Origin of the sequence: Lacipirellula sp. (assembly GCF_965279485.1) — a bacterium.
Classification (GTDB): domain Bacteria; phylum Planctomycetota; class Planctomycetia; order Pirellulales; family Lacipirellulaceae; genus Lacipirellula.
The window spans coordinates 834846-853486 of sequence record NZ_CBDIIC010000002.1 but is presented as its reverse complement, the minus strand read 5'-3'; the positions used below and the strand labels follow the sequence as shown (position 1 = coordinate 853486).

Below are 18641 nucleotides of genomic sequence, written 5' to 3'. Positions count from 1 at the left end.
GCTGGAGGCAAGAAAACGAACGTCGCACCGCCCGTAAGTTTGATTCTAACCCCCTTCAATTAGAGGGTAAAGAAAACGCCTGCGCAACGGCCAGTTCGGGGAGCGACGCCGGACGCTGGGCCCGATCGAGCGGGTTGTACCGGTTGTAGCGGCACGAAACGCTTAGCCCCCGGTCGAATGACCGGGGGCTAAGGCAACGTCAGATTAATGGTTCAGCCAAGGGCTGCGTTACCGTGGCGGCAAGGCGGCCGTCCGGGAATCGAACGGCGTCTCCAAAAGCTCCGGCAACGGGCGATCGGCGCCACGGTAGGAAGGATCGATCGAGTCGAGTTCCTCGGCAACGGCCCGCACCGTGTAGTGGATTTGCTCCGGCGTGTGGTTGCTCGTAATAAAGAACCGCAGCCGGGCGGCCCGCTCTTCCACGGCCGGGTACAGAATCGGCTGCACGTTGATCCCGCGGCTCCGCAGCAGTTGCGACAGCACAAGCGCGTGTTCCGAGTTGCCCGTGATCACTGGCACGACCGCCGTGTTGTTGCTGCCGCCGGTGTTCAGGCCGGCGTCTTTCGACAGGCGGAGGAAGAGCCGCGAATTCTCAGCCAAGCGGGCGACCCGCTCTGGTTCCTCTTGCAGCAGGTTCAGCGACGCCAATGCCGCGGCTGCATTCGCCGGGGACAGGCCGACGCTGTAGACGAAGCCAGGCGCCGTGTACTTGAGGTACTCGACGATTTCCTTCTGAGCGGCGATGTACCCGCCGCAGCTACCGAGCGACTTGCTGAGCGTGCCCATCCACAGGTCGACTTCGCGCGGGTTGATGCCGAAGTGCTCCGACATGCCGCGGCCGTGCAGACCCATCGTGCCGAGCGAGTGGGCCTCGTCGACCATCAGGTAAGCCTTATGACGCTTTTTGATTTCAACGAATTGCGGCAGATCCGGGTAATCGCCGTCCATGCTGTAGACGCCTTCGACGACGATCAGCACGCGGCGATACTCGTGGCGAATCTCACCGAGGATCTTTTCCAGAGCACGCCAGTCGTTGTGCGGGAACGGCCGACGACGGGCGCCCGACAGGATGGCGCCCTGCATGATGCTGTTATGCGACAGCGAGTCGTGCAGGATGAGGTCGCCCGGGCCGAACAAGTGGCCGATGACCGTCTCGTTCGTCGAGTGACCGCCGACGAGCACAATCGCCGCTTCGGTCCCGATGAAGTCGGCGATGCCGCGTTCGAGCGCGCCGTGGAGCGGCTTCTCGCCCGAAACCAACCGGCTGGCCGAGACGCTGGTGCCGTACCGAGCTACAGCGTCGCGGGTCGCGTTGACGACCACGGGGTCGCCCGACATGCCGATGTAGTTGTAGCTGCAGAAGTTGATGTACTCCTGCCCGTTGATGATCGTGCGATCATTCATGATCCCTTCATGCACCGTGAAGAAGGGATTCGACATGCCATGCTGTGTGGTGAGCTTGAAGTTCTCCTGCAGGCGGAGGTACTCGGCACACTTGGCGAATTGGTAATCTTCCTCGGCGACTTCGTACGCCGCCGGTGCGCCGGTGCGAACCTTGAGTTCGCCGCCCATGAACTGCTCGATCGCTTCGACGACCTCGCCGCAGGTTTCCATCGACGGCAGGACCGAATCCGGGAAGCGGCCGCCGAACGCTTCTTCCAGCGAGGCGACGATTTCCATCCGCTCGAGCGAATCGAGGCCGAGCTCGACGATGTTCGTGTCCCAGTCGAGGGCGCCGACGCGCTCGCGGCCGATTTCGCGAACCTTGGCGTAGACGACTTCGATGATTTGCGGACGGTTGCCGGTGAGGCGCGGGTCAGCGCCAGCGGGAGCAGCGACTTTAACTGGCGCCGGCTTGTGAGCGGCGAAGCCGTTGATCGCGGCCGGTGCTGGGGCTGGCTTCTGCGGCAGGTCGGCGGCGACTTCCAGGCCGTCCGATTCGTCGTCGCCTTCGTCGCTATCGCGACGGCGGACCGACTTGATCACTTCGACCTGGCCCGTCTCGGCCGACCAAGTGGCGACCGCGGCTAGGGTGCCGGCGAGGTAACCCGCCTGGCAGGCGTGACGCTGAATCTTGCCGCTGGAGGTCTTCGGGATGCTGCCGGTCTTCAGCAGGACGACTGCTGCAACGGGAAGCTCAAAGTCTCCGGCGATGCGCTTGCGGATCGCGGTGATGATCTCTTCGAAGTCGAGGTTGCGACCGCGCTCGGTCTCTTGCACAACGACCAACCGCTCGGCGCCCTGATCGCCCACGGCAAATGCCGCGGCGACGCCGAGCTTCACCTTCTCGTGAGCGACGCCGATCGATTGCTCAATATCCTGCGGGTAGTAGTTTACCCCGTGGATAATGATCAGGTCCTTCAAACGCCCGGTGACGAACAGCTCGCCCTTGTGGAGGAAGCCGAGGTCGCCCGTGCGAAGGAACGGCCCGCGACCGTCACGCAGGCGGGCTTGGAACGTTTCGTGCGTGGCGTCTTCGCGGCGCCAATAACCTTGCGCGACGCTGGGGCCGGAGACCCAGATTTCGCCGACCTGGTTGGCCGTGCAGGGTTCAAACGTATCGGGATCGGCGATGACGATGTTCTGGTCGAGCAGGTTGCCGCCGCTGCCGACGAGCTCGCGGGCATGCTCGGCGCCGGTCGGGGCCGGGACGACTTCGTGCTTCTCAAGGGCATGCAGGTCGAACGACTGGACCACCGGTTCCGACTGCTTGTAGCCGCCGGCGACGATCAGCGTCGCTTCGGCCAACCCATAGCATGGGTAGAACGCTTCGCGACGGAAGCCGCATTCGGCGAAGGCGTTGCTGAACCGCTCGATCGTCTCGGCCCGTACCGGTTCGGCGCCGTTGAAGGCGAGCGACCAGCGGCTGAGATCAAGTGTGCGCTTCTGCTCGGCGGTCACCTTCTCGGCGCACAGGTCGTAGGCAAAGTTCGGCCCGCCGCTGATCGTCGACCCCGACTGCGAAATCGCCTGCAGCCAGCGAACCGGCCGTTGCAGGAAGTGCGTCGGCGACAGCAGCGTATTGAGGCGGCCCATGTAGAGCGGCTGCAAAATGCCGCCGATGAGCCCCATGTCGTGATATAGAGGGAGCCAGAAACAGCCGCTGCCCGAGCGCGAGTGCTCGAAGGCGTAGGTGATCATGGCCGAGTTGTGCATCAGGTTCGAATGGGTGAGCATCACCCCCTTCGGCGTGCCGGTCGAACCAGACGTGTATTGGAGGAAGGCGAGCGTATCGCCATGGACGTCGGGGCGACGCCATTGGTCGGCGAGCTCGTCATCCCATTGATCGGTAGCGCGCCAACGAATCCGCTGTAGCGCGGGGGTGTCGGCGATCATCGTTTGCACCCGTTCGAGCACTTCGAACGTGGTGAGTGCGATCTTCGCTTCCGCATCGTTGGCAATCGCGTCGATGCGGGCCATGTTTCGGTTGCGACGCGGCGGGTAGGCCGGGACGGCAATCACGCCTGCGTAGAGGCAGCCGAAAAAGGCGGCGACGAAGTCGAGGCCGGACGGATAGAGCAGCAGCGCCCGTTCGCCCTGCATGTCCATCGCCTGCAGAGAGGCGGCGATGGCGCGGGCTTTGCGGTCGACGTCGGCGTAGGTCCATTCGAGCGTCGACTTTTCGCCGTCGAGCAAGAACCGATAGCCGAGGTCGTCTCCTTGGTGGAGCGCGCGGTGGCGCAGCAACTCAACCAGCGTCGATGGGCCGAAGAACGATCCAGGAAGTTGATCCGTGTGCACTTCTAACTAACTCCTAGCGGGTGGCGCCAACCATCAGCGCGAAACCGCGGAAACGCAGGGCTCGTAGGCGGGCGGTCGTGGCGGGGTTTGCAGAACCCTTAGTCGCCGCGATCGGGGAGGTAGCAGCCCCGCTCAAGATATTCTGGTACTAGCCGCGCCCTCGCTCTGCTGGCACTCGGCGACCGGTGGGAACCGGGGCCAAAACCAAACGAGGAGAGGCGGGGCCAAACAACCGAGCGGTCACATCCTGCAGCGCTCGGTACAGTCGTGAGCCCGTTCCAGGGGCCCAACGTGGTCGGGAGTTATTGTATTTGGCTGACATCGACCGTTCACCCCCTTGGAGAGCTATTTTTGGGGTCAGGTGGGCGCGAGGGAAGGTCTAACCATCGAGCCTACCACCCTCCGGAACCCCGGGCAAATCGCGGCAACCCTGCTAACCAGCGTATTTGCTTTGACTTTGTTTCTCTGCCGGGCGCTGCCAGCAGAGCCGGAGAAGTTTCGGGAATCGGCGCCGTTTTGCTGGACGGAGCCACCCGCACAACCCCCGAAGTCGCACGGCGGGGCGGTCCCGGGAACCCAGCTGAGTGACGATTCGCATCGTCCCTGCCCCGCAATCGGCGTCCCAATCCACAACGCCCATTTAGCCGCGGGCTACCGCCCGCGGCCAAATGGCCCGTTTGCGATGGGATGCGTATCTTGTAGTTCAAGATTGCGGGACGGGAAGAGTTTGAGGTGGCTTCTCCATGGTGCGCTGTCACTCGCAGTAGTGTTGGCCGCGAAGAATGACGCACATTTTGCGCGAAGCACCGCGCCTGCGACTTGCCGTTTTTGCCGCTCCGAAGCATAATGACAAGGAGCGTCGAATGCTGTTGCCGGCCCCCGAAGTTGCCTTTTAAGGAGCTATCCCTTGTTAACCGAAAGTGAAGTCTCGCGTAGCTGGACCAAGCTGTTTAAGAGCGGAATTTTCACCGAGGTGAGCTTTGAAAAGGCTGAGGCGTTGCTGGAAGAACTCCGGCCAACGAGCCCGCTGCGTCACCGGCTGATGTCGGAGCTTGAAGAGCTTCGCCAGCTTCACGGCGAGCGCGTCGAAGCCTAGTCCGCTCTCGACGGCAGAACGATCGGCGATCTAGTCGCCGAGTGACAAGACACCAAGCGATCGCAGTCTAGGCTGCGATCGCTTTTTTCATGCGCTGCTGGCGCTAACAACTTTGCCGCGGCCTGCTTCTGCAAACGAAAACAGCCCCGACCTAAGCTAGGTCGAGGCTGTTGAAAGTTTCGATTCTCGTCAGGCGTCGCTTAGAAGTTCACGTCGAAGCCGAAGTTGGCGCCGTTCATGAACACGTTCTGCTTGCCTGCTTGGTCGTCGATGAAACCCATCCGCGGCAACTCGTACCGAACTTGGCTCGCTGCCCGGCTCACGTTGTCGATGAACATCGCGGTGTAGCCGATTCGCAAGGCGATTGCCCGGGTGAGTTGATAGTTCAAGTCGGCACGGATTTCGGCAGTCGGCGAGAAGTCGTTCTCCTGCTTGCCGTGGTCGGTGACCGTCGTGACCATGTAGAGCGGACGGTTGTACTGACCGGGGACCAAGTCCCGACCGAGAGCCGTATTCTGCTCGAAGTCCTGCATGTTGTAGGCGAACATGAACCGGCCGCCGACGCCCAGGTTCCACCGCTTGTTTTGGTGGTTCCACTGAGCCGAGATCTGCGGACCGAGGAGGTTGTTCGTGACCCGAGTATCCCAGAAGCTCAAGCCCATCGTACCGCCGCTGCCGGCGACGTCGAAGTCGTCTCGCATCCGGAAGTAGCGAATGCCGGCGCCGATTTCCACAGTGTTGTTCTGGTCCTTGGTCATCTTGTGCAAGTTGCTCAGACGATGGGTCCGCATCAGTTCGATGCCGCGAGTCTGAGTCGCCTGACGCACGCCGAGGAACCGGAAGCTCACCGGCAACGTCACCAAATCGTCGAAGTCGCCGCGTTGGTCATCTAAGAGGATGCTGTCTGGCTCGCGGCCTGGAGAGTCGAGATCGTATCCGTCAGGGCCAAACTGACCGTCGCCGTCGATGTCGTCGGCGATGCCATCTGGTTGGTAGGCGCCGCCGAGCGGCCCCACAACGTCAATCCAGCCGACCATTAGGTTCTGCGGATCGTCGAATACGATCATCGTCGAACCATAGATCGTGTCCTGCGTCTCCGAACCGTAAAGCTGCTGGTTGGCGAAGGTCGGACCGTCGAGGACGTTGATATTCCACGCCTCGTCGCCATTGTAGTAGCTGAAGTTGTACCGGTGACCCCAGTCGAATACCGCGTTGGGCGGAGCCGAATCGAGACCGCCGAGTAAATCCGGCGGTGGGATGACGACGGGAGTGGCGGTGCCGTCCGCGAGGAACCGGCCCGTCAGGAATTGACGCCATGGCGCCAGCGAGCCGTTGCTCGTTCCAGCTGTGCCGATACGGTTCCGTTCGCCAGTCATCGCCCAGACCAGGCGGTCATAGCTGAAACCATAACCGCAACCACGTTGGATCGGTTCGCAATCGAAGTCGAAGTCGACCGGAGCGAACCACTGCATATCGTGCTCGCAGCAGTCTTCGCACCAGGCGTCCGTGGCCTGGGCAGCAGCGCGATCAGCGCCAGCGGCGACCAGTAAACAAGCAGCGAGCCAGCGAGTTAGCTTTCGTACAGTCATGGTATGGAACTTCCCCTCGTGGGAGCGTCGCTCGGTGAACGACGCTGTCCGGTTGGCGGCGGCGCTGCCATTGTGCAGCCGGCGCGATGTCTCTGTGCCGGTAGTATCGGATTCGCCTGATTCTCCGGTTGAGTAAGACTGGTAAAGTCTGACGAAAATGACGGTAATCCGGCCCGAAGTGCTAGCGGCGGCAGAGGCGCCGCGCACCCGAGAACCGTAAAACCCTCGGGAAAACGGCGGTTTCGCGGCCGAAGAGGGGGCCGCCGACGGTCTTCACACGGCGACGAAATGCGTGACAAATTCACTCGGCGCGCCCGCAAGAATGGCGAACCGAGCGTCGAGCATGAGTTGCAAACCCCCCTCCCTTTCCTAGCTTCACGACCGGTCAGGGTGATCGGTTCCGCGAAGGCGGCAGGCGGCGAGTGCGCGGTTCGTTTGTACGCCTATTTCCGCGGGGATATACTTTCGCAACATGCATCCCACTTGGAGCGCTTTGCCGCCAAGGGGACGTTGCCGATTGCGAAGACCTCTCTATATGACAAAGCACCCCCTCGATTTCTTGCGGCGAAAGACGGTTTGGGCGTGGCTGTTGGCCCCGCTAGCAGCCTTGGGTTGCGACGCTGCTCCAAGCCACGCCGAACCGGCCGCCGCCTCGGCTACGGACGCCGCCGAAAAGGCGGACGCGCCCGGCGAAAAGTGGGTCCGCCTGCTTAATGACAAGCAAGGCGAACCAGTCGCCCTGGAAACCGCGATCGTCCGCTACGTGAAGAAGGACGATTTCGTCGCCGGGAAATCGCCGGATAAGTACCGGGAGTACGTCGATCTCGTCGGCGCCGTCCACATCGGCGACAAGCGGTACTACCGCGACATTAACCGGCGATTCAAAGGGTATGACTCGGTGCTTTACGAGCTAGTCGCCCCGGAGGGGACGAAAGTCCCGCGTGGCCGCGGCACCTCGAACGCCCACCCCCTGGGCGCCCTGCAAAACGGCATGAAGTCGGTGCTTGAGGTCGAGCACCAACTCGAGCAGGTCGACTACACCCAAGACAACATGGTCCACGCCGACTTGTCGCCCGACCAGTTTATGGAGTCGATGGCCGCCAAGGACGAAGGCTTCGTCGAGATGTACTTCAAGCTCCTGGGCGCCTCGATGGCCCAGCAGAGCCAAGCAGCGGCCGGCGGGTCGAACCCCGACGTCGACATCATGTCAGCCATGTTCGCCACCGACCGGGCCCGGCAGCTAAAAATCGCTCTCGCCAAGCAGTTTGAGGGAATGGAGTCCCTGATGATGGGCTTTTCCGGCCCGGAAGGGTCGACCCTCATCACCGAACGGAATAAGCGAGCGTTGGAAGTCCTCCGCGAACGGCTCGATGCCGGCGATCAAAAATTGGCTATTTTCTACGGCGCCGGGCACCTGGCGGAGATGGATGACCAACTGGAAAAGGACTTCGACATGCAGCCGGTGAGCATCGAATGGCTGGAAGCCTGGGATCTGAGGCAGTAGCCATCGTTCGAGACGGGTTTTCTCGGCCATTCAAGCCGTCGGGGCCCGGCGGACGATACTGCCTTTTCGGCTCGCCACTTCAGTGCTAGAATGGCGAGCTTTCGCCGGCGCCGTGTGGGCTGTCCGTGCAAGCTCACACCGTATGTTTGGGAGTTAGTTCGATGGCCAAGCCAGGTCGTAAGGTGAAGAAAGCCAATCATGGCAAGCGTCCCGCTTGCAGCCGCCCTCGCAAGAACCGTCGCCAGCAGGTGAAGACCTAGTTCGCGGCTGCTTGCTGAGTGCTGTATTTCGAGCCCTCTAGCTCGGGGTGAAATCGCCGCCGTCCGCACGAATCGCGGACTTGCTGGGCGCACAAGAATACGTTCCCAAAGAACTGGCAAGGAGCGACCGTCGTGCCGGCTCAAGAACTGATCGTCGATCCGGCAGAGATCGACTTCAGCAGAATCGTCGCCGACCTCGATGAGATTCGGCAGTACATTCCGCAACGCTTCGCGATGGAGCAGCTCACGGCGATCGTCCTCGACGACGTTGAGCGCAAAATCTGCGTCGGTTACCGCGACCTCACGGACCAAGAGTTCTGGGTGAGCGGCCACATGCCGGCGTACCCGCTGCTGCCGGGCGTGATCATGTGCGAAGCGGCGGCGCAGGTGCTGTCGTTCCATGTGCAGAAGAACGACCTCTCGGGCGTCGAGGTGGTCGGCTTCGGTGGGCTCGACAAAGTGAAGTTTCGCGGCGTGGTGCGCCCCGGCGATCGGTTGATGGTTGCGATCCAGGTGACCAAGTTTCGCCGTGGACGGATGGTCGTCTGCAAGTTCCAGGAATTCGTCGGCACGACGCTCGTCTGCGAAGGCGAACTGACCGGCATCGCCCTGCCGCCGGATATCTTCGACTATAGCCCGGCCGCAAAGTAATAACGGCTGCATTCGCTCTGCGTCTCCGCGCCTCTGCGTGAAAATTTGTATTTGAAGTCTCTCGCAGAGGCGCGGAGACGCAGAGTGGGAGCAACGATGGGCCGAAGAGCTCTTCCAAAAATCGATCAAACGCTCGACCTGTCGCGGCACTTCTACAAGGTCGAGACGCTGCCCGCGCCGTGGGATCCGGTGGCGATTTTCGGCCGCGAGGCGCCACTTGAGATCGAACTCGGCAGCGGCAAGGGCTTGTTCTTGCAAAACGCTGCCATGGGAACGCCCGAGCGGAATTTCATCGGGGTGGAAGTCGCCTACAAGTACGCCAAATTCATCGGGCACCGCCTCGCGAAACGCGACATTACGAACGCCATCGCGGTTCATGGCGACGGGTTGAAGATGTTTCGCGAGCAAGTGCCCGACGCGTCTCTCGCCGCCGTTCACGTTTACTTCCCCGATCCCTGGTGGAAGGCCCGGCATCACAAGCGGCGCGTGATGAACGAATCGTTTCTTGAAGACGTCGTCCGGACGCTGCAGCCGGGCGGCAAGCTGCACTTCTGGACCGATGTGAAGGATTACTATGATGCAGCGTTGGAGCTGATCGCCCAAGTGACGCCGCTCGTTGGGCCGCTGGAAGTTCCCGAACGCGAGGCCGAGCACGACCTCGATTTCCGCACGCACTTCGAACGCCGCACGCGGCTGCATGGCGAGCCGGTCTATCGGTCCGAGTTCGTGAAGCAGTAGTGTCTTCTCCTAGCCCCGGGCTCCGCCCGGGGGTGACGTGGCGTAGCGTTGGGCGACGCGTGCCAGAATGGGTAGCGACCCCCTGGCGGAGCCAGGGGCTAGGGTGCGCTAACCGGCAGTCGTTGCGGCCGCTTCGTAGGTCCGCTCGGCGGCCAGGTCGGCGTGCGTTTGGTAGTTGTCGAGCGCCACCTGATACAGCTTCTGCCCCCACGGCGTCGGGTAATCGCCTGTGATGCAGGCCCGGCAGAGCTGCTCCGGGGGTTTGCCGACAGCTCGCGAAATCGACTCAACAGGCAGATAGCGGAGCGAATCGGCGCCCAGTTCTGCCGCCATCATCGCGAACATCTCTTCGCTGGGCAGATTCTTTTCGAGGAATCGCGGTGCGAACAGCTCGCTGATCCGCGACATGTCGATGCCGTAAAAACATGGGGCGATGATCGGCGGACAGGCGACGCGGACGTGAATTTCCTTGGCGCCGCCGACCTCGCGAATGCGGTCGAGCAGCACCCGCATCGTCGTACTGCGGACGATCGAATCTTCGACGAGCAGCACGCGCTTGCCTGACAAGACCTCGGGAAGCGGCGTGTACTTCGCCGCCGCTTTAGCGACGCGACCTGCTCCCCCTTCGATGAACGTGCGGCCCGCGTACCGATTGCGGATGAGGCCTTCGACGCTCGGCACGCCCAGCGAATAGGCCATCGAGTCGGCCGCCGCTTTGCTGGTGTCTGGCACCGGCACCACGACCAGGTCGTCGCCCGGCGGAATTGTTTCCATGCGGGCGAGTTCCTCGCCCAATGCCGTTCGCGACAGGTAGACGCTGCGGTCGTCCATCGTGCTGGCGACGTTGGCGAAGTAAATCCACTCGAAGAAGCAGTGGGCCGTCCGCTTCTTCTCGACGAATCGCTCGATCGAAATCTTGTTGTCGATCACCGTGATCGCTTCGCCCGCTTCGAGCGAGCGGATCGATTCGGGTTGAAAGCCCAGGTTCAAGAGCGCAACGCTCTCACTCGCCGCGGCGAGCAGCGGTCCTTCGATGGCGTAGCACATCGGTTTGACGCCGAGCGGGTCGCGGGCGATTAGCATCTCGCCCTTGGCGTTCAGGAGCGCCAAGCTGTAGGCGCCGTCAAATCGCTCTGAAACGGACCGCATGATTTCGATCAGCGACGGCTTGCGGTCGCCCGACATCTCGCGGCTGATCTCGTGCATGATGATCTCGGTGTCACTCTCGCGAGTGAGGTGGTGATCATCTTCAGCCAGCAGCTTGTCGCGCAAGGCGGCGTAATTCGACAGCTGCCCGTTGAACGCGAAGCTGAACCACTTCCGCTTCTGCAGATGGTGCCGCTCGAACGGCTGGGCGTAGCTCACGTCGTCTTCGCCGCAGGTGGCGTAACGAACGTGGCCGATCGCCGCGCGGCCGGTCAGGCTCTTCTGAATGCTCTCAGCCTTCGCCTTGTGATTCAGGCGGAACGCCTCGCTCACCGTTCCCAGCTTGCGGTAGGTCTTCAGCAACTGGTCGCGGTTCGGATTGTACGAGGTCATCCCCGTCGAGAGCTGGCCGCGGTTTTGCACATCCAGCAGCATTCGCGGCATGAGCCGCGACACTTCGTCGGGGCCTTGCGAGGGGCACAGAGGGCTGATTTCCTCGCCCTGGAGGTGGTAGACCGCGACAACGCCGCATTCGTGGTGGAGTTCATCGCTCATGCGCGAATGGCGGGGCCCGAGGGTGTTCTGTTCCGAGGCGGGAAAGCGAGTCGCGAGGTTCACCCCCGCGGAACACCTATTCTACGCGCGGCATACCATTCCCTCAACGCCCGGCCTGCCGCACTGACAGCAGCGAGGCGGAGTTCTGAGCCGATTTTGCGGCGCTCCGGCGGGTCGTTGACCCGCGGCTACTTTTGGGCCTTGAAGAATTTGTATGCTTCTTTGCCGACTTGCTTCATCGCGGCGTCGAGGTCGTCGTCGGTGCTCGTCTTCGGGTTGTACGTCCCCATGACAATGACGATATAGGGCCGCTCGGGAAGCTCCACCAGCGCCCACTCGGTCAGCAGCCCCGGCAGTTCGCCCGGTTTGAACGGCACCGGCACGCTCAGCGGGACGGTCGAACGAATGGCGCCCGACTTCGACTTGCGAAGAATCGCGAGGGCGTGGTCGCTCACTTCCTGGTTGACGAACTTCCCCTCCTTGAGCAATCGCATGATGCGGGCGGCGTCAGCCGGCGTCGAGCGGTTCTCTTCGCCGCGAGCCGCCGCGGCCATGTCCATCATTCGTCGCCGCAGCACCGTCTGCCCGCAGCCGATCGACTCCATCGTCGCGGTGACGTTCTCCATGCCGACTCGGTCGATCAGCAGGTTGGTTGCCGTGTTGTCGCTGAGGAGGATCATCAGCACGCAGAGATCTTCGATGCTCAGCTCGACCGTGCCGTTGCCGAGTTCAAAGAGTACGCCGCTGCCGGTCGTCTTGTCCTGCTGCTCGACCCGCACGCGATCGGTGAGAGCGAGTTTCCCCTCATGCGCTTGCTTGAGGACTTCCATCAAGATTGGAATCTTGATGCAACTCGCTTGCGTGAAATGGCGGCCGGGATCGATGGCACAATAGTGCTCGCCTGCGACATCCGCGACGACGACGCCGAATTCTCCGTCGACTGTATCCGCGATCGCCTGCAAGCGAGCTTCCATCTGCTGATCCACCTCGCTCATTTCCTCCTCCCCTGCCCTGGCCGACGTCGCTACCAACGCTGCCAGCAGAATCGCGATGGTGAGTTTGTATGTCTCTCGCAGAGACGCAAAGGCGCAGAGGGATCGCAAAGAAGAAATGCTTGATAGAACTTTTGACTTCGCAAAGCCGCCAACCCAAGTTGATAAATGTTCCATCAACTTTTCCCCGCTGTTCCTTTGCGTTTTCTCTGCGCCTTTGCGCCTCTGCGAGAGACTTGTCCCCCAAACAGCTCAAGGAGTCGCTGCCTTCTTCGCCGGCTCTTCGTGCTTGTACTGCAGGGCCGCGATGAGGGCGTCGCCATATTCCTTCCACAGCACTTCTTCGTCCATCCCCGCATCGACCGGCAGTTCTAGCGTGATGATCGGACGCCCCAGCGTTGTGCCGACGAACGACCCCAGCGAACCGGGCCGGCTGCCCAGCTTGTTTAGCGGCAGCTTGCACTTGGCGGCCATCGCTTCAGCCATCTTGTCGGCGGGGCCGTCCCAGTCGACGCAGTTCAGCGGCTGGTGAATGCTCACCACGCGATTCGGAAAGTATTGGCACAGCACCCGCATCAGCACGCGGCTTTCCGGTTCCGACAGCGGCGTGTCGCCGTGCGGCTTGACGTCGGCTTCGCCCCAGTTGCCGGCGGGGAAGTTGCGGTTGAGGTCGACGCCGTTGCGATTGAACCGCACGTTGTCCGCGAAGCCATCGGGATTGGCGACCGGCATGATGACGATCTTGCGGCCTTCAATTTCCTTCGGATTCGCCTTTAGCCACTCTTCGAACTTTGCCACCAGCGGCGTGCCGGCCGCTTCGTTGCCGTGGATCGTCGCAATCAGCCAGAAGACGTCTTTGCCGTCGCCGTAGACGTTGCATTCAATCGGCAGGCCGCCGAGAGTTTGGCCGACGACGATCTTTTCAAACTTCACGTCAGCGGCGGTCGCCGGCGAAACGGCGGCGCCGAGCGCCAGCAACGACAGCGAACAACAGGCGAGGAAAGAGCGGCGAATCATGAAAACTCCTGGGCGGGAACTTTGGCGGGAGCGAGCGCGTCGAAATGCCAGCGTCGTACTATGACGCGATGCTGTTGATCATCACTGGCAGCAGCTAGCGCGTCAATTCACGACGATGCCGTTACAAACGCGTTACGCGAAAACCGTTGCGATCGACGCCCGTCGGGCCGTAGTGTGTCTACCAGCGATGCTGCAGATTTCTCGGTCAGAGCGTGCCGAAACGCACCGTGCGCAGCATTTTCTCTAAATCACGCAGGAGGTGGCTTTGATGTTCCGATCGACCCTAATGCTTGTCCTCGTAGGCTCATCGATCTGTTGGTCGTCGACGCCCAGCGCCCGCGCATCGAGCGCGGTCGAAGGCCGCGTCACCGAAGTGACGCTCTACCGCGGGCAGGCGCAGATCACCCGCACCGTGCCGATCGACGGCGCCGCCGGGCGACGCGAAGTCGTGGTCAGCAATCTCCCCGAGCAAATCGTGCCGAATAGCTTGTTCGCCGAAGGGGGCGACGCTGTGGAGATTCGGGCCGTTCGCTTCCGCACCCGCGCCGTCGGTGAAGAACCGCGCGAAGAGGTTCGCAAGCTCGACGACGAAATCCTCGCCGCGCAGCAGGAACTCGATCTCACCACGAAGCGGCAGGCGCTTCTCGTGAAGCGAACCGAATATCTCGCGAAGCTCGAGGGTTTCATCGCCCCGACCGCTCAGTCTGATCTCACGAAAGGCGTACTCGACGCCGAGGCGCTGGAGCGGCTGACGACGTTCGACTTCGCACAGCATGAAACGATCGCTACCGAGGAAGTCGAACTCGCCAAGCAAGCTCGCACAATCAACGAGCGATTGGAGCTTCTCAACCGCAAACGAGCCGAGATCACGGCCGGCGCCTCGCAGACGATCCGCGAAGCGGTGCTGTTCGTGCAAAAGCAAGCGGAGGCGCCGACGGAAATCCGCCTCAGCTACCTCGTGAGCAACTGCGGCTGGTCGCCGTCGTACGCCATGCGGGCCGCGGCCGACGGCAAGCAGGTGCGCGTCGAGTACAACGCTCTCATCCAGCAGCTTTCGGGCGAAGATTGGAACGACGTTGAATTGACGCTCTCCACGGCTTCGCCGGCGCTCAGTGCGGCAGGTCCCGGTTTGGCGCCGCTGCATGTGATGCTGGCGAGCGATGCGCAATTAGCAGATCCATTCGGAGCCCAAGTAGCCGCCAACGGACCAGCGAATGGGGGCGAACAAGCGCCGCAGCAAACGGAGGCCTACTTTGGCCGCGGCCTCTCGAAGAGCCAAGTCCTCGGCAAGCTCGAAGGCCTCCAGTCGCAGAAGCAAGAGTACAGCAACGCCGTCGGCAACGCCGGCAACTTCGTCGACGTCAATCGCTTCAGCTGGAACCTCAACGACGTCGCCAGCAACTATCAGCAACTGGAACTCAACGGCGACGCCACGACCCTCAGCGTGTTGCGCAGCGAAGCGAACGGCGACAGCGACGGGCCAAGCCTCAGCTATCGGCTCGGCTCCGGCGTGAGTCTCGCCAGCCGCACCGATCAACAGATGGTGCGGATCATGCAGACCGACATGGAGAGCCAGTTTTACCATGTCGCCGTGCCGGTGCTCACCTCGTACGTCTACCGCGAGGCGGAACTCAAGAACACGAGCGATGAAGACCTGCTTGCGGGGCCGATGACGGCCTACCTCGATGGCCGCTTCGTGGGCAAAGGCGAGTTGCCGACGGTGGCTCGCGGCCAAAAGTTCGTCGTCGGCTTCGGCGCCAATCCGCAACTGCGTGCCCGCCGCGAACTCGTCGACAAGAGCGACAGCGTCCAAGGCGGCAATCGCGAAACGCGATTCGAATACCGGCTGGTCGTCGAGAACTTCAGCGACCAAGCGACGCCGATTCGCGTCATCGACCGCCTCCCTCACGCCGAACATGGCGCCGACATTCGCATCACGCTCGGCGAAACGAGCGACAAGGTGAGCGAGGACGCCCTCTACGTCCGCGAAGAGCGCCCGATGGGCCTCCTTCGCTGGGACGTCGAAGCCCCGGCTGACGCCGCGGGCGAAGCGGCTCGCTTGATCACCTACAAATACGCCGTCGAGTACGACCGCAAGTTTGTCGTTTCGGCGCCGTCGTCGAAGGATACGCTGCAGGAGGAGTTCGAACGCCTGCAACGCGACCGGCAGAAGCGGTAGGGCGTTGGCGAGTCGTATGCGTCACACTCACCTCGACAAAAACGCGAATAGCCCCGACCTAGCTAGGTCGGGGCTATTTTCTTGCGCGATGCGATGTCTCTAGCGACAACTTTCGTTTACTTCGCACTTCGCGAAGCTTCCAGCCACTCCACTCCTTCGCGGATGCTGCCGAGCATGTCGCCATGCCAACCGTGTCCGCCGGCGTACTCGACGAGCGTTGTCTTCGCTCCTGCCGCCGACAGAGTGTCCTTCGCCTCGTGCGCCATCCGCGGCAGACAGACTTCGTCCTCCGGCGAATGGTAAATGTAAAAACTCCTCTCCGCGGCGTTGGCGGCAGCGGCATAGTCGTCCTTGCGGAAAATCGACATCGCCACGAACGCTCCGCTCGCGGGCGACTCCTTCTGCAGCAGCGAGGCATAGCATGGCGGCCCCCCCGATGACCAGCCGAGCAGGTATACGTTCTGAGGATCGACCACTTGCCGCTTCGCTGCATCGGTAACTGCGGCAGCGATGAACTCTTCGGTGGTGAACTTCATCCCCGGCGTTCGCGTGCGGTGCGTTGGCCAAGTGATCTGTTGGTTTGGCCGCCAACGTTTTGAGACGAGATGCGCGACGGCGTACTTTCCACCGAGCCCATGAGCGTGGATATTTTTCACGAAGGGATGAAATTCCGCGGAGCCGTCGCCGCCCGGCAGCACGACGAGCAGGCCGGCCGGTTTGTCCTTGGCCGGGAGGAAGTAGTATTCGCCCGATTCGTCGTCTTTCACGCTGAGCGTGATCGCACCCTCCGCGGCCGGCGCCTGCGTTGCGTTGGTTCGCGTTGGTGCGGCCGGAGTCGCTGTGGACGTCGCCTCGCTGGCCGCCGCTTGTCCAGCCTTCGGAACATACCGAGCCGTCAGTTCATCAAACCAAACTTCGCCGGGCCCATAGATTTGCAGCGCCAGGCCAATCTTCTTGGTTCCCGCCGGCACGGGAACAACGCCGCCGTAACGCGCCCAGTGATGATCGGCGGGCCCGTCGCCCTCCTCTTTCGCGCCGAGATACGCCAGCCATTGATTTCCAATCATCTCGTCGCCGTCGGCATAGAACTGCACGTCGACGATCGCCTTCTGGGCCTGCACGGCTTTGGCTTTGAGGCAAACTTCCAAATTCGCTGCACCGCCGGCGTGCGGCACGGTGCGAATCCACTGGGCGATCGGAAAGTAGCGATTCTCGGTCTTCCGCAAGCCGAGGCTGCGTTTGCCATGTGACGCTTCGGAATCGGCCCAAATGTATTCGACGCCGGGGATGTTCGCCCCCTCCCGCCAACCGGTGGGGCTTTTCTTTCCTGACTCGAAGCGCTCTTTCAGGAGGTAGTCGTCAGCGGCAATAGCCAATGTTGAGAACGCAAAGACAAGCGTGTTTGATATCAACGCGATGAGCAAATGGGGGGACTTCATTCGTAGTTCCTCTGATGAGTTAGAGGATTCGCGTCCTGAAAGGACGCCATGATAGTAGCCCAGCGTTTCAACGCTGGGTTTAGCATTCAAGCGCAGGCCGAAGTCCCAGCGGGACGACTGAACATCCAGCCGTTCCTACGGAACTAGCGAGCGTACAAACCGCTTCTTCCCAGCGTTGAAACGCTGGGCTAGTGTCAAATCCTCCCGCTGGGACGGCGGTAGTTTTGAGTTTCACGATGAGTTTTCGGCTTACGATGAATTTGGTAACTTCACCACTACTTCGCCGCTGTCGTCGATCGATGCGTCATGCGTTTCCCATTCGCCGGTGGCTTGGCGAATGTAGAGCGCCGCTCGGTCTCCGGGCGCGAAGTAAGGCAAGGCGACGCGGCCCTCGGCGTTCGATTCGCGAACGATCGGCGCCGCGCTGCAGAAGTACACGGCATGCCGCTCGCCGCTCGCGTCGATCCGTGCGAACGGAAACACGTGGACGCCGACCATTGGTTGGCCGTTCGGCGATTCAAATCGCACCGCCAGCGGCGTGGTTTGGCGGAGCGTGAAGTCGATCGGCGTATGCTCGCCCGAGCAATCTTCCGAGTAGTTCGATTCCAGCAGCCGCTCGTCGGCGATCACCGCAATCTGCACCTCGTACTTCTCGTCGAGCGGGTAAACGTTTTTGATGCGATATATGCCGTCGGCGCCGGTGATCGCCGTATACGCCAATTGGCGGAACGCATGTTGCGGCCAAGTCTTCACCACCGCCAGCACATGAGCGCCGGAGATCGGCTTCCCCATTTCATCGACGACTTGCCCCACGAGGTCGCCGTCGCCAATCCACGGCGGCGCGTTGAGCGCTCTGTAGCTCCAGGCGCCTAGCGCCGCGGCGCCGGCGATGAGCAGCGCCGTCAGCGCCAAATGCCGCCGATGCCAGCGCGAGTGAGTCTCCGCGGAATCGGCTGCACATTCACGGATGACGCCGGTCACGTCCCCGAATCGCTCGACAGCCGAGCGCCGCGCCTCGTCGGCGGAGACGCCAAGTTCGGCCTGCCGCGCCGCGGTTTCGGTCAAATGAAAGGTGATCTCATCGCGAATCGAGTCGCTCACTCGATCGGGGACGCCGCGCGGCGACATGATGTAATCACGAACCTCGCCCCACCAGCGCTTGATCATGATCGCCCCTCCGCCGGATCGGCGTCGAGCACCAGCGTAATGGCCGACACCAGTCGGCCCCACATGGTCACTTGCTGCCCCAGGTTCGTCCGGCCGGTGCGCGTCAATTCGTAGAATTTCGCCCGGCGGTTCGATTCTGATTGCCCCCACGAGGCACTGATCCAGCCGCGCCGCTCCATCCGATGCAGCGCGGGGTACAGCGACCCCTCTTCGACGCTAAGGGCATCGTTGGTCGTTGCGCCGATCCACTGCGCGATTGCATACCCATGCCGCGGGCCCCCTTGCAGCGACTTGAGAATGAGCATGTCGAGCGTCCCTTGTAGCAGCTCGGCTTTGTCGTTTGGCTTGGCCACAGTCGCTCCCCTAGAAGGTCTAGGTGAGATTTTGCGCCTGCTCCCCTAGGATGTCAAGGGAAGTCGACGCAAAATCGACCGATACTGTAGACGCCTTCGCATCAGGCAACGCCTACAATCAGGTTTCGGTGACCAGTAACATTCAAGTGGCGCTCACTCTTGGCCGTCGCTGCGAGATGCGCTTGCGACTTGCCTCTCCTCACACCCGGAGTTG

The 18641-nt window shown here is 62.0% G+C and carries 14 protein-coding genes; 6 read left to right on the top strand and 8 right to left on the bottom strand.

Features of this window, described 5'->3' with window-relative positions; all coding sequences use genetic code 11:
* Window positions 1–228 precede the first annotated feature (228 nt).
* Window positions 229–3741, bottom strand: coding sequence for an aminotransferase class I/II-fold pyridoxal phosphate-dependent enzyme (locus tag ACQY7R_RS11025; RefSeq protein WP_428305654.1), 3513 nt, complete (start codon window positions 3739–3741; stop codon window positions 229–231).
* A gap of 907 nt (window positions 3742–4648) precedes the next feature.
* On the opposite strand from ACQY7R_RS11025, the gene ACQY7R_RS11020 reads away from it, so the two are divergent.
* The gene (locus ACQY7R_RS11020; protein WP_152100102.1) at window positions 4649–4837 is read left to right on the top strand and encodes a hypothetical protein; all 189 of its coding nucleotides are present in this window, start codon (window positions 4649–4651) and stop codon (window positions 4835–4837) included.
* 200 nt (window positions 4838–5037) lie between these two features.
* Here ACQY7R_RS11020 and ACQY7R_RS11015 read toward each other — a convergent pair whose 3' ends face one another.
* On the bottom strand, window positions 5038–6426 hold the full coding sequence (locus ACQY7R_RS11015) for a BBP7 family outer membrane beta-barrel protein (protein WP_428305653.1): 1389 nt from the start codon (window positions 6424–6426) through the stop codon (window positions 5038–5040).
* 535 nt (window positions 6427–6961) lie between these two features.
* Between ACQY7R_RS11015 and ACQY7R_RS11010 the strand changes: the two genes are divergently transcribed.
* The 4 genes from ACQY7R_RS11010 (at window position 6962) to trmB (ending at window position 9579) form a co-directional block, all read left to right on the top strand.
* Window positions 6962–7930, top strand: coding sequence for a hypothetical protein (locus ACQY7R_RS11010; protein WP_428305652.1), 969 nt, complete (start codon window positions 6962–6964; stop codon window positions 7928–7930).
* Between the two features lie 161 nt (window positions 7931–8091).
* Complete coding sequence (locus ACQY7R_RS11005) at window positions 8092–8190, top strand: 50S ribosomal protein bL37 (RefSeq protein WP_369299135.1); 99 nt, start codon at window positions 8092–8094, stop codon at window positions 8188–8190.
* Window positions 8191–8322: 132 nt separating this feature from the next.
* A complete protein-coding gene (locus ACQY7R_RS11000; RefSeq protein WP_428305651.1) occupies window positions 8323–8841 on the top strand; it encodes a 3-hydroxyacyl-ACP dehydratase FabZ family protein in 519 nt (172 codons plus the stop codon).
* A 96-nt stretch (window positions 8842–8937) separates the two neighbouring features.
* Window positions 8938–9579 carry a tRNA (guanosine(46)-N7)-methyltransferase TrmB gene (trmB, locus tag ACQY7R_RS10995; protein ID WP_428305650.1) on the top strand — a complete coding sequence of 214 codons (642 nt, stop codon included), beginning with the start codon at window positions 8938–8940 and terminating at the stop codon, window positions 9577–9579.
* Between the two features lie 108 nt (window positions 9580–9687).
* Here the strand turns inward: trmB and ACQY7R_RS10990 are convergent, their stop codons facing one another.
* The 3 genes from ACQY7R_RS10990 to ACQY7R_RS10980 form a co-directional block, all read right to left on the bottom strand.
* Complete coding sequence (locus ACQY7R_RS10990; RefSeq protein ID WP_428305649.1) at window positions 9688–11280, bottom strand: amidophosphoribosyltransferase; 1593 nt, start codon at window positions 11278–11280, stop codon at window positions 9688–9690.
* Window positions 11281–11468: 188 nt separating this feature from the next.
* Window positions 11469–12275 (bottom strand): serine hydrolase, encoded by an 807-nt coding sequence (locus tag ACQY7R_RS10985; protein ID WP_428305648.1) that lies wholly within the window; start codon window positions 12273–12275, stop codon window positions 11469–11471.
* 249 nt (window positions 12276–12524) lie between these two features.
* Window positions 12525–13289, bottom strand: coding sequence for a DUF2817 domain-containing protein (locus ACQY7R_RS10980; protein ID WP_428305647.1), 765 nt, complete (start codon window positions 13287–13289; stop codon window positions 12525–12527).
* Window positions 13290–13557: 268 nt separating this feature from the next.
* Here ACQY7R_RS10980 and ACQY7R_RS10975 point away from each other — a divergent pair, with 268 nt between their 5' ends.
* A complete protein-coding gene (locus ACQY7R_RS10975) occupies window positions 13558–15468 on the top strand; it encodes a mucoidy inhibitor MuiA family protein (protein ID WP_428305646.1) in 1911 nt (636 codons plus the stop codon).
* A gap of 116 nt (window positions 15469–15584) precedes the next feature.
* Here the strand turns inward: ACQY7R_RS10975 and ACQY7R_RS10970 are convergent, their stop codons facing one another.
* From ACQY7R_RS10970 to ACQY7R_RS10960, 3 genes are all read right to left on the bottom strand, one after another.
* On the bottom strand, window positions 15585–16907 hold the full coding sequence (locus ACQY7R_RS10970; RefSeq protein ID WP_428305645.1) for an alpha/beta hydrolase: 1323 nt from the start codon (window positions 16905–16907) through the stop codon (window positions 15585–15587).
* Window positions 16908–17156: 249 nt separating this feature from the next.
* A complete protein-coding gene (locus tag ACQY7R_RS10965; protein WP_428305644.1) occupies window positions 17157–18074 on the bottom strand; it encodes a permease prefix domain 1-containing protein in 918 nt (305 codons plus the stop codon).
* On the bottom strand, window positions 18071–18427 hold the full coding sequence (locus ACQY7R_RS10960; protein ID WP_428305643.1) for a PadR family transcriptional regulator: 357 nt from the start codon (window positions 18425–18427) through the stop codon (window positions 18071–18073). Before ACQY7R_RS10960 ends, ACQY7R_RS10965 begins: the two co-directional genes overlap by 4 nt.
* Window positions 18428–18641 lie beyond the last annotated feature (214 nt).

What these genes read in the sequence shown, in the direction of transcription:
- ACQY7R_RS11015 (WP_428305653.1), bottom strand. Translation starts at nt 6,426, where the DNA reads ATGACTGTACGAAAGCTAACTCGCTGGCTCGCTGCTTGTTTACTGGTC.
- ACQY7R_RS11010 (WP_428305652.1), top strand. Translation starts at nt 6,962, where the DNA reads ATGACAAAGCACCCCCTCGATTTCTTGCGGCGAAAGACGGTTTGGGCG.
- ACQY7R_RS11005 (WP_369299135.1), top strand. Translation starts at nt 8,092, where the DNA reads ATGGCCAAGCCAGGTCGTAAGGTGAAGAAAGCCAATCATGGCAAGCGT.
- trmB (WP_428305650.1), top strand. Translation starts at nt 8,938, where the DNA reads ATGGGCCGAAGAGCTCTTCCAAAAATCGATCAAACGCTCGACCTGTCG.
- ACQY7R_RS10990 (WP_428305649.1), bottom strand. Translation starts at nt 11,280, where the DNA reads ATGAGCGATGAACTCCACCACGAATGCGGCGTTGTCGCGGTCTACCAC.
- ACQY7R_RS10985 (WP_428305648.1), bottom strand. Translation starts at nt 12,275, where the DNA reads ATGAGCGAGGTGGATCAGCAGATGGAAGCTCGCTTGCAGGCGATCGCG.
- ACQY7R_RS10980 (WP_428305647.1), bottom strand. Translation starts at nt 13,289, where the DNA reads ATGATTCGCCGCTCTTTCCTCGCCTGTTGTTCGCTGTCGTTGCTGGCG.
- ACQY7R_RS10975 (WP_428305646.1), top strand. Translation starts at nt 13,558, where the DNA reads ATGTTCCGATCGACCCTAATGCTTGTCCTCGTAGGCTCATCGATCTGT.
- ACQY7R_RS10970 (WP_428305645.1), bottom strand. Translation starts at nt 16,907, where the DNA reads ATGAAGTCCCCCCATTTGCTCATCGCGTTGATATCAAACACGCTTGTC.
- ACQY7R_RS10965 (WP_428305644.1), bottom strand. Translation starts at nt 18,074, where the DNA reads ATGATCAAGCGCTGGTGGGGCGAGGTTCGTGATTACATCATGTCGCCG.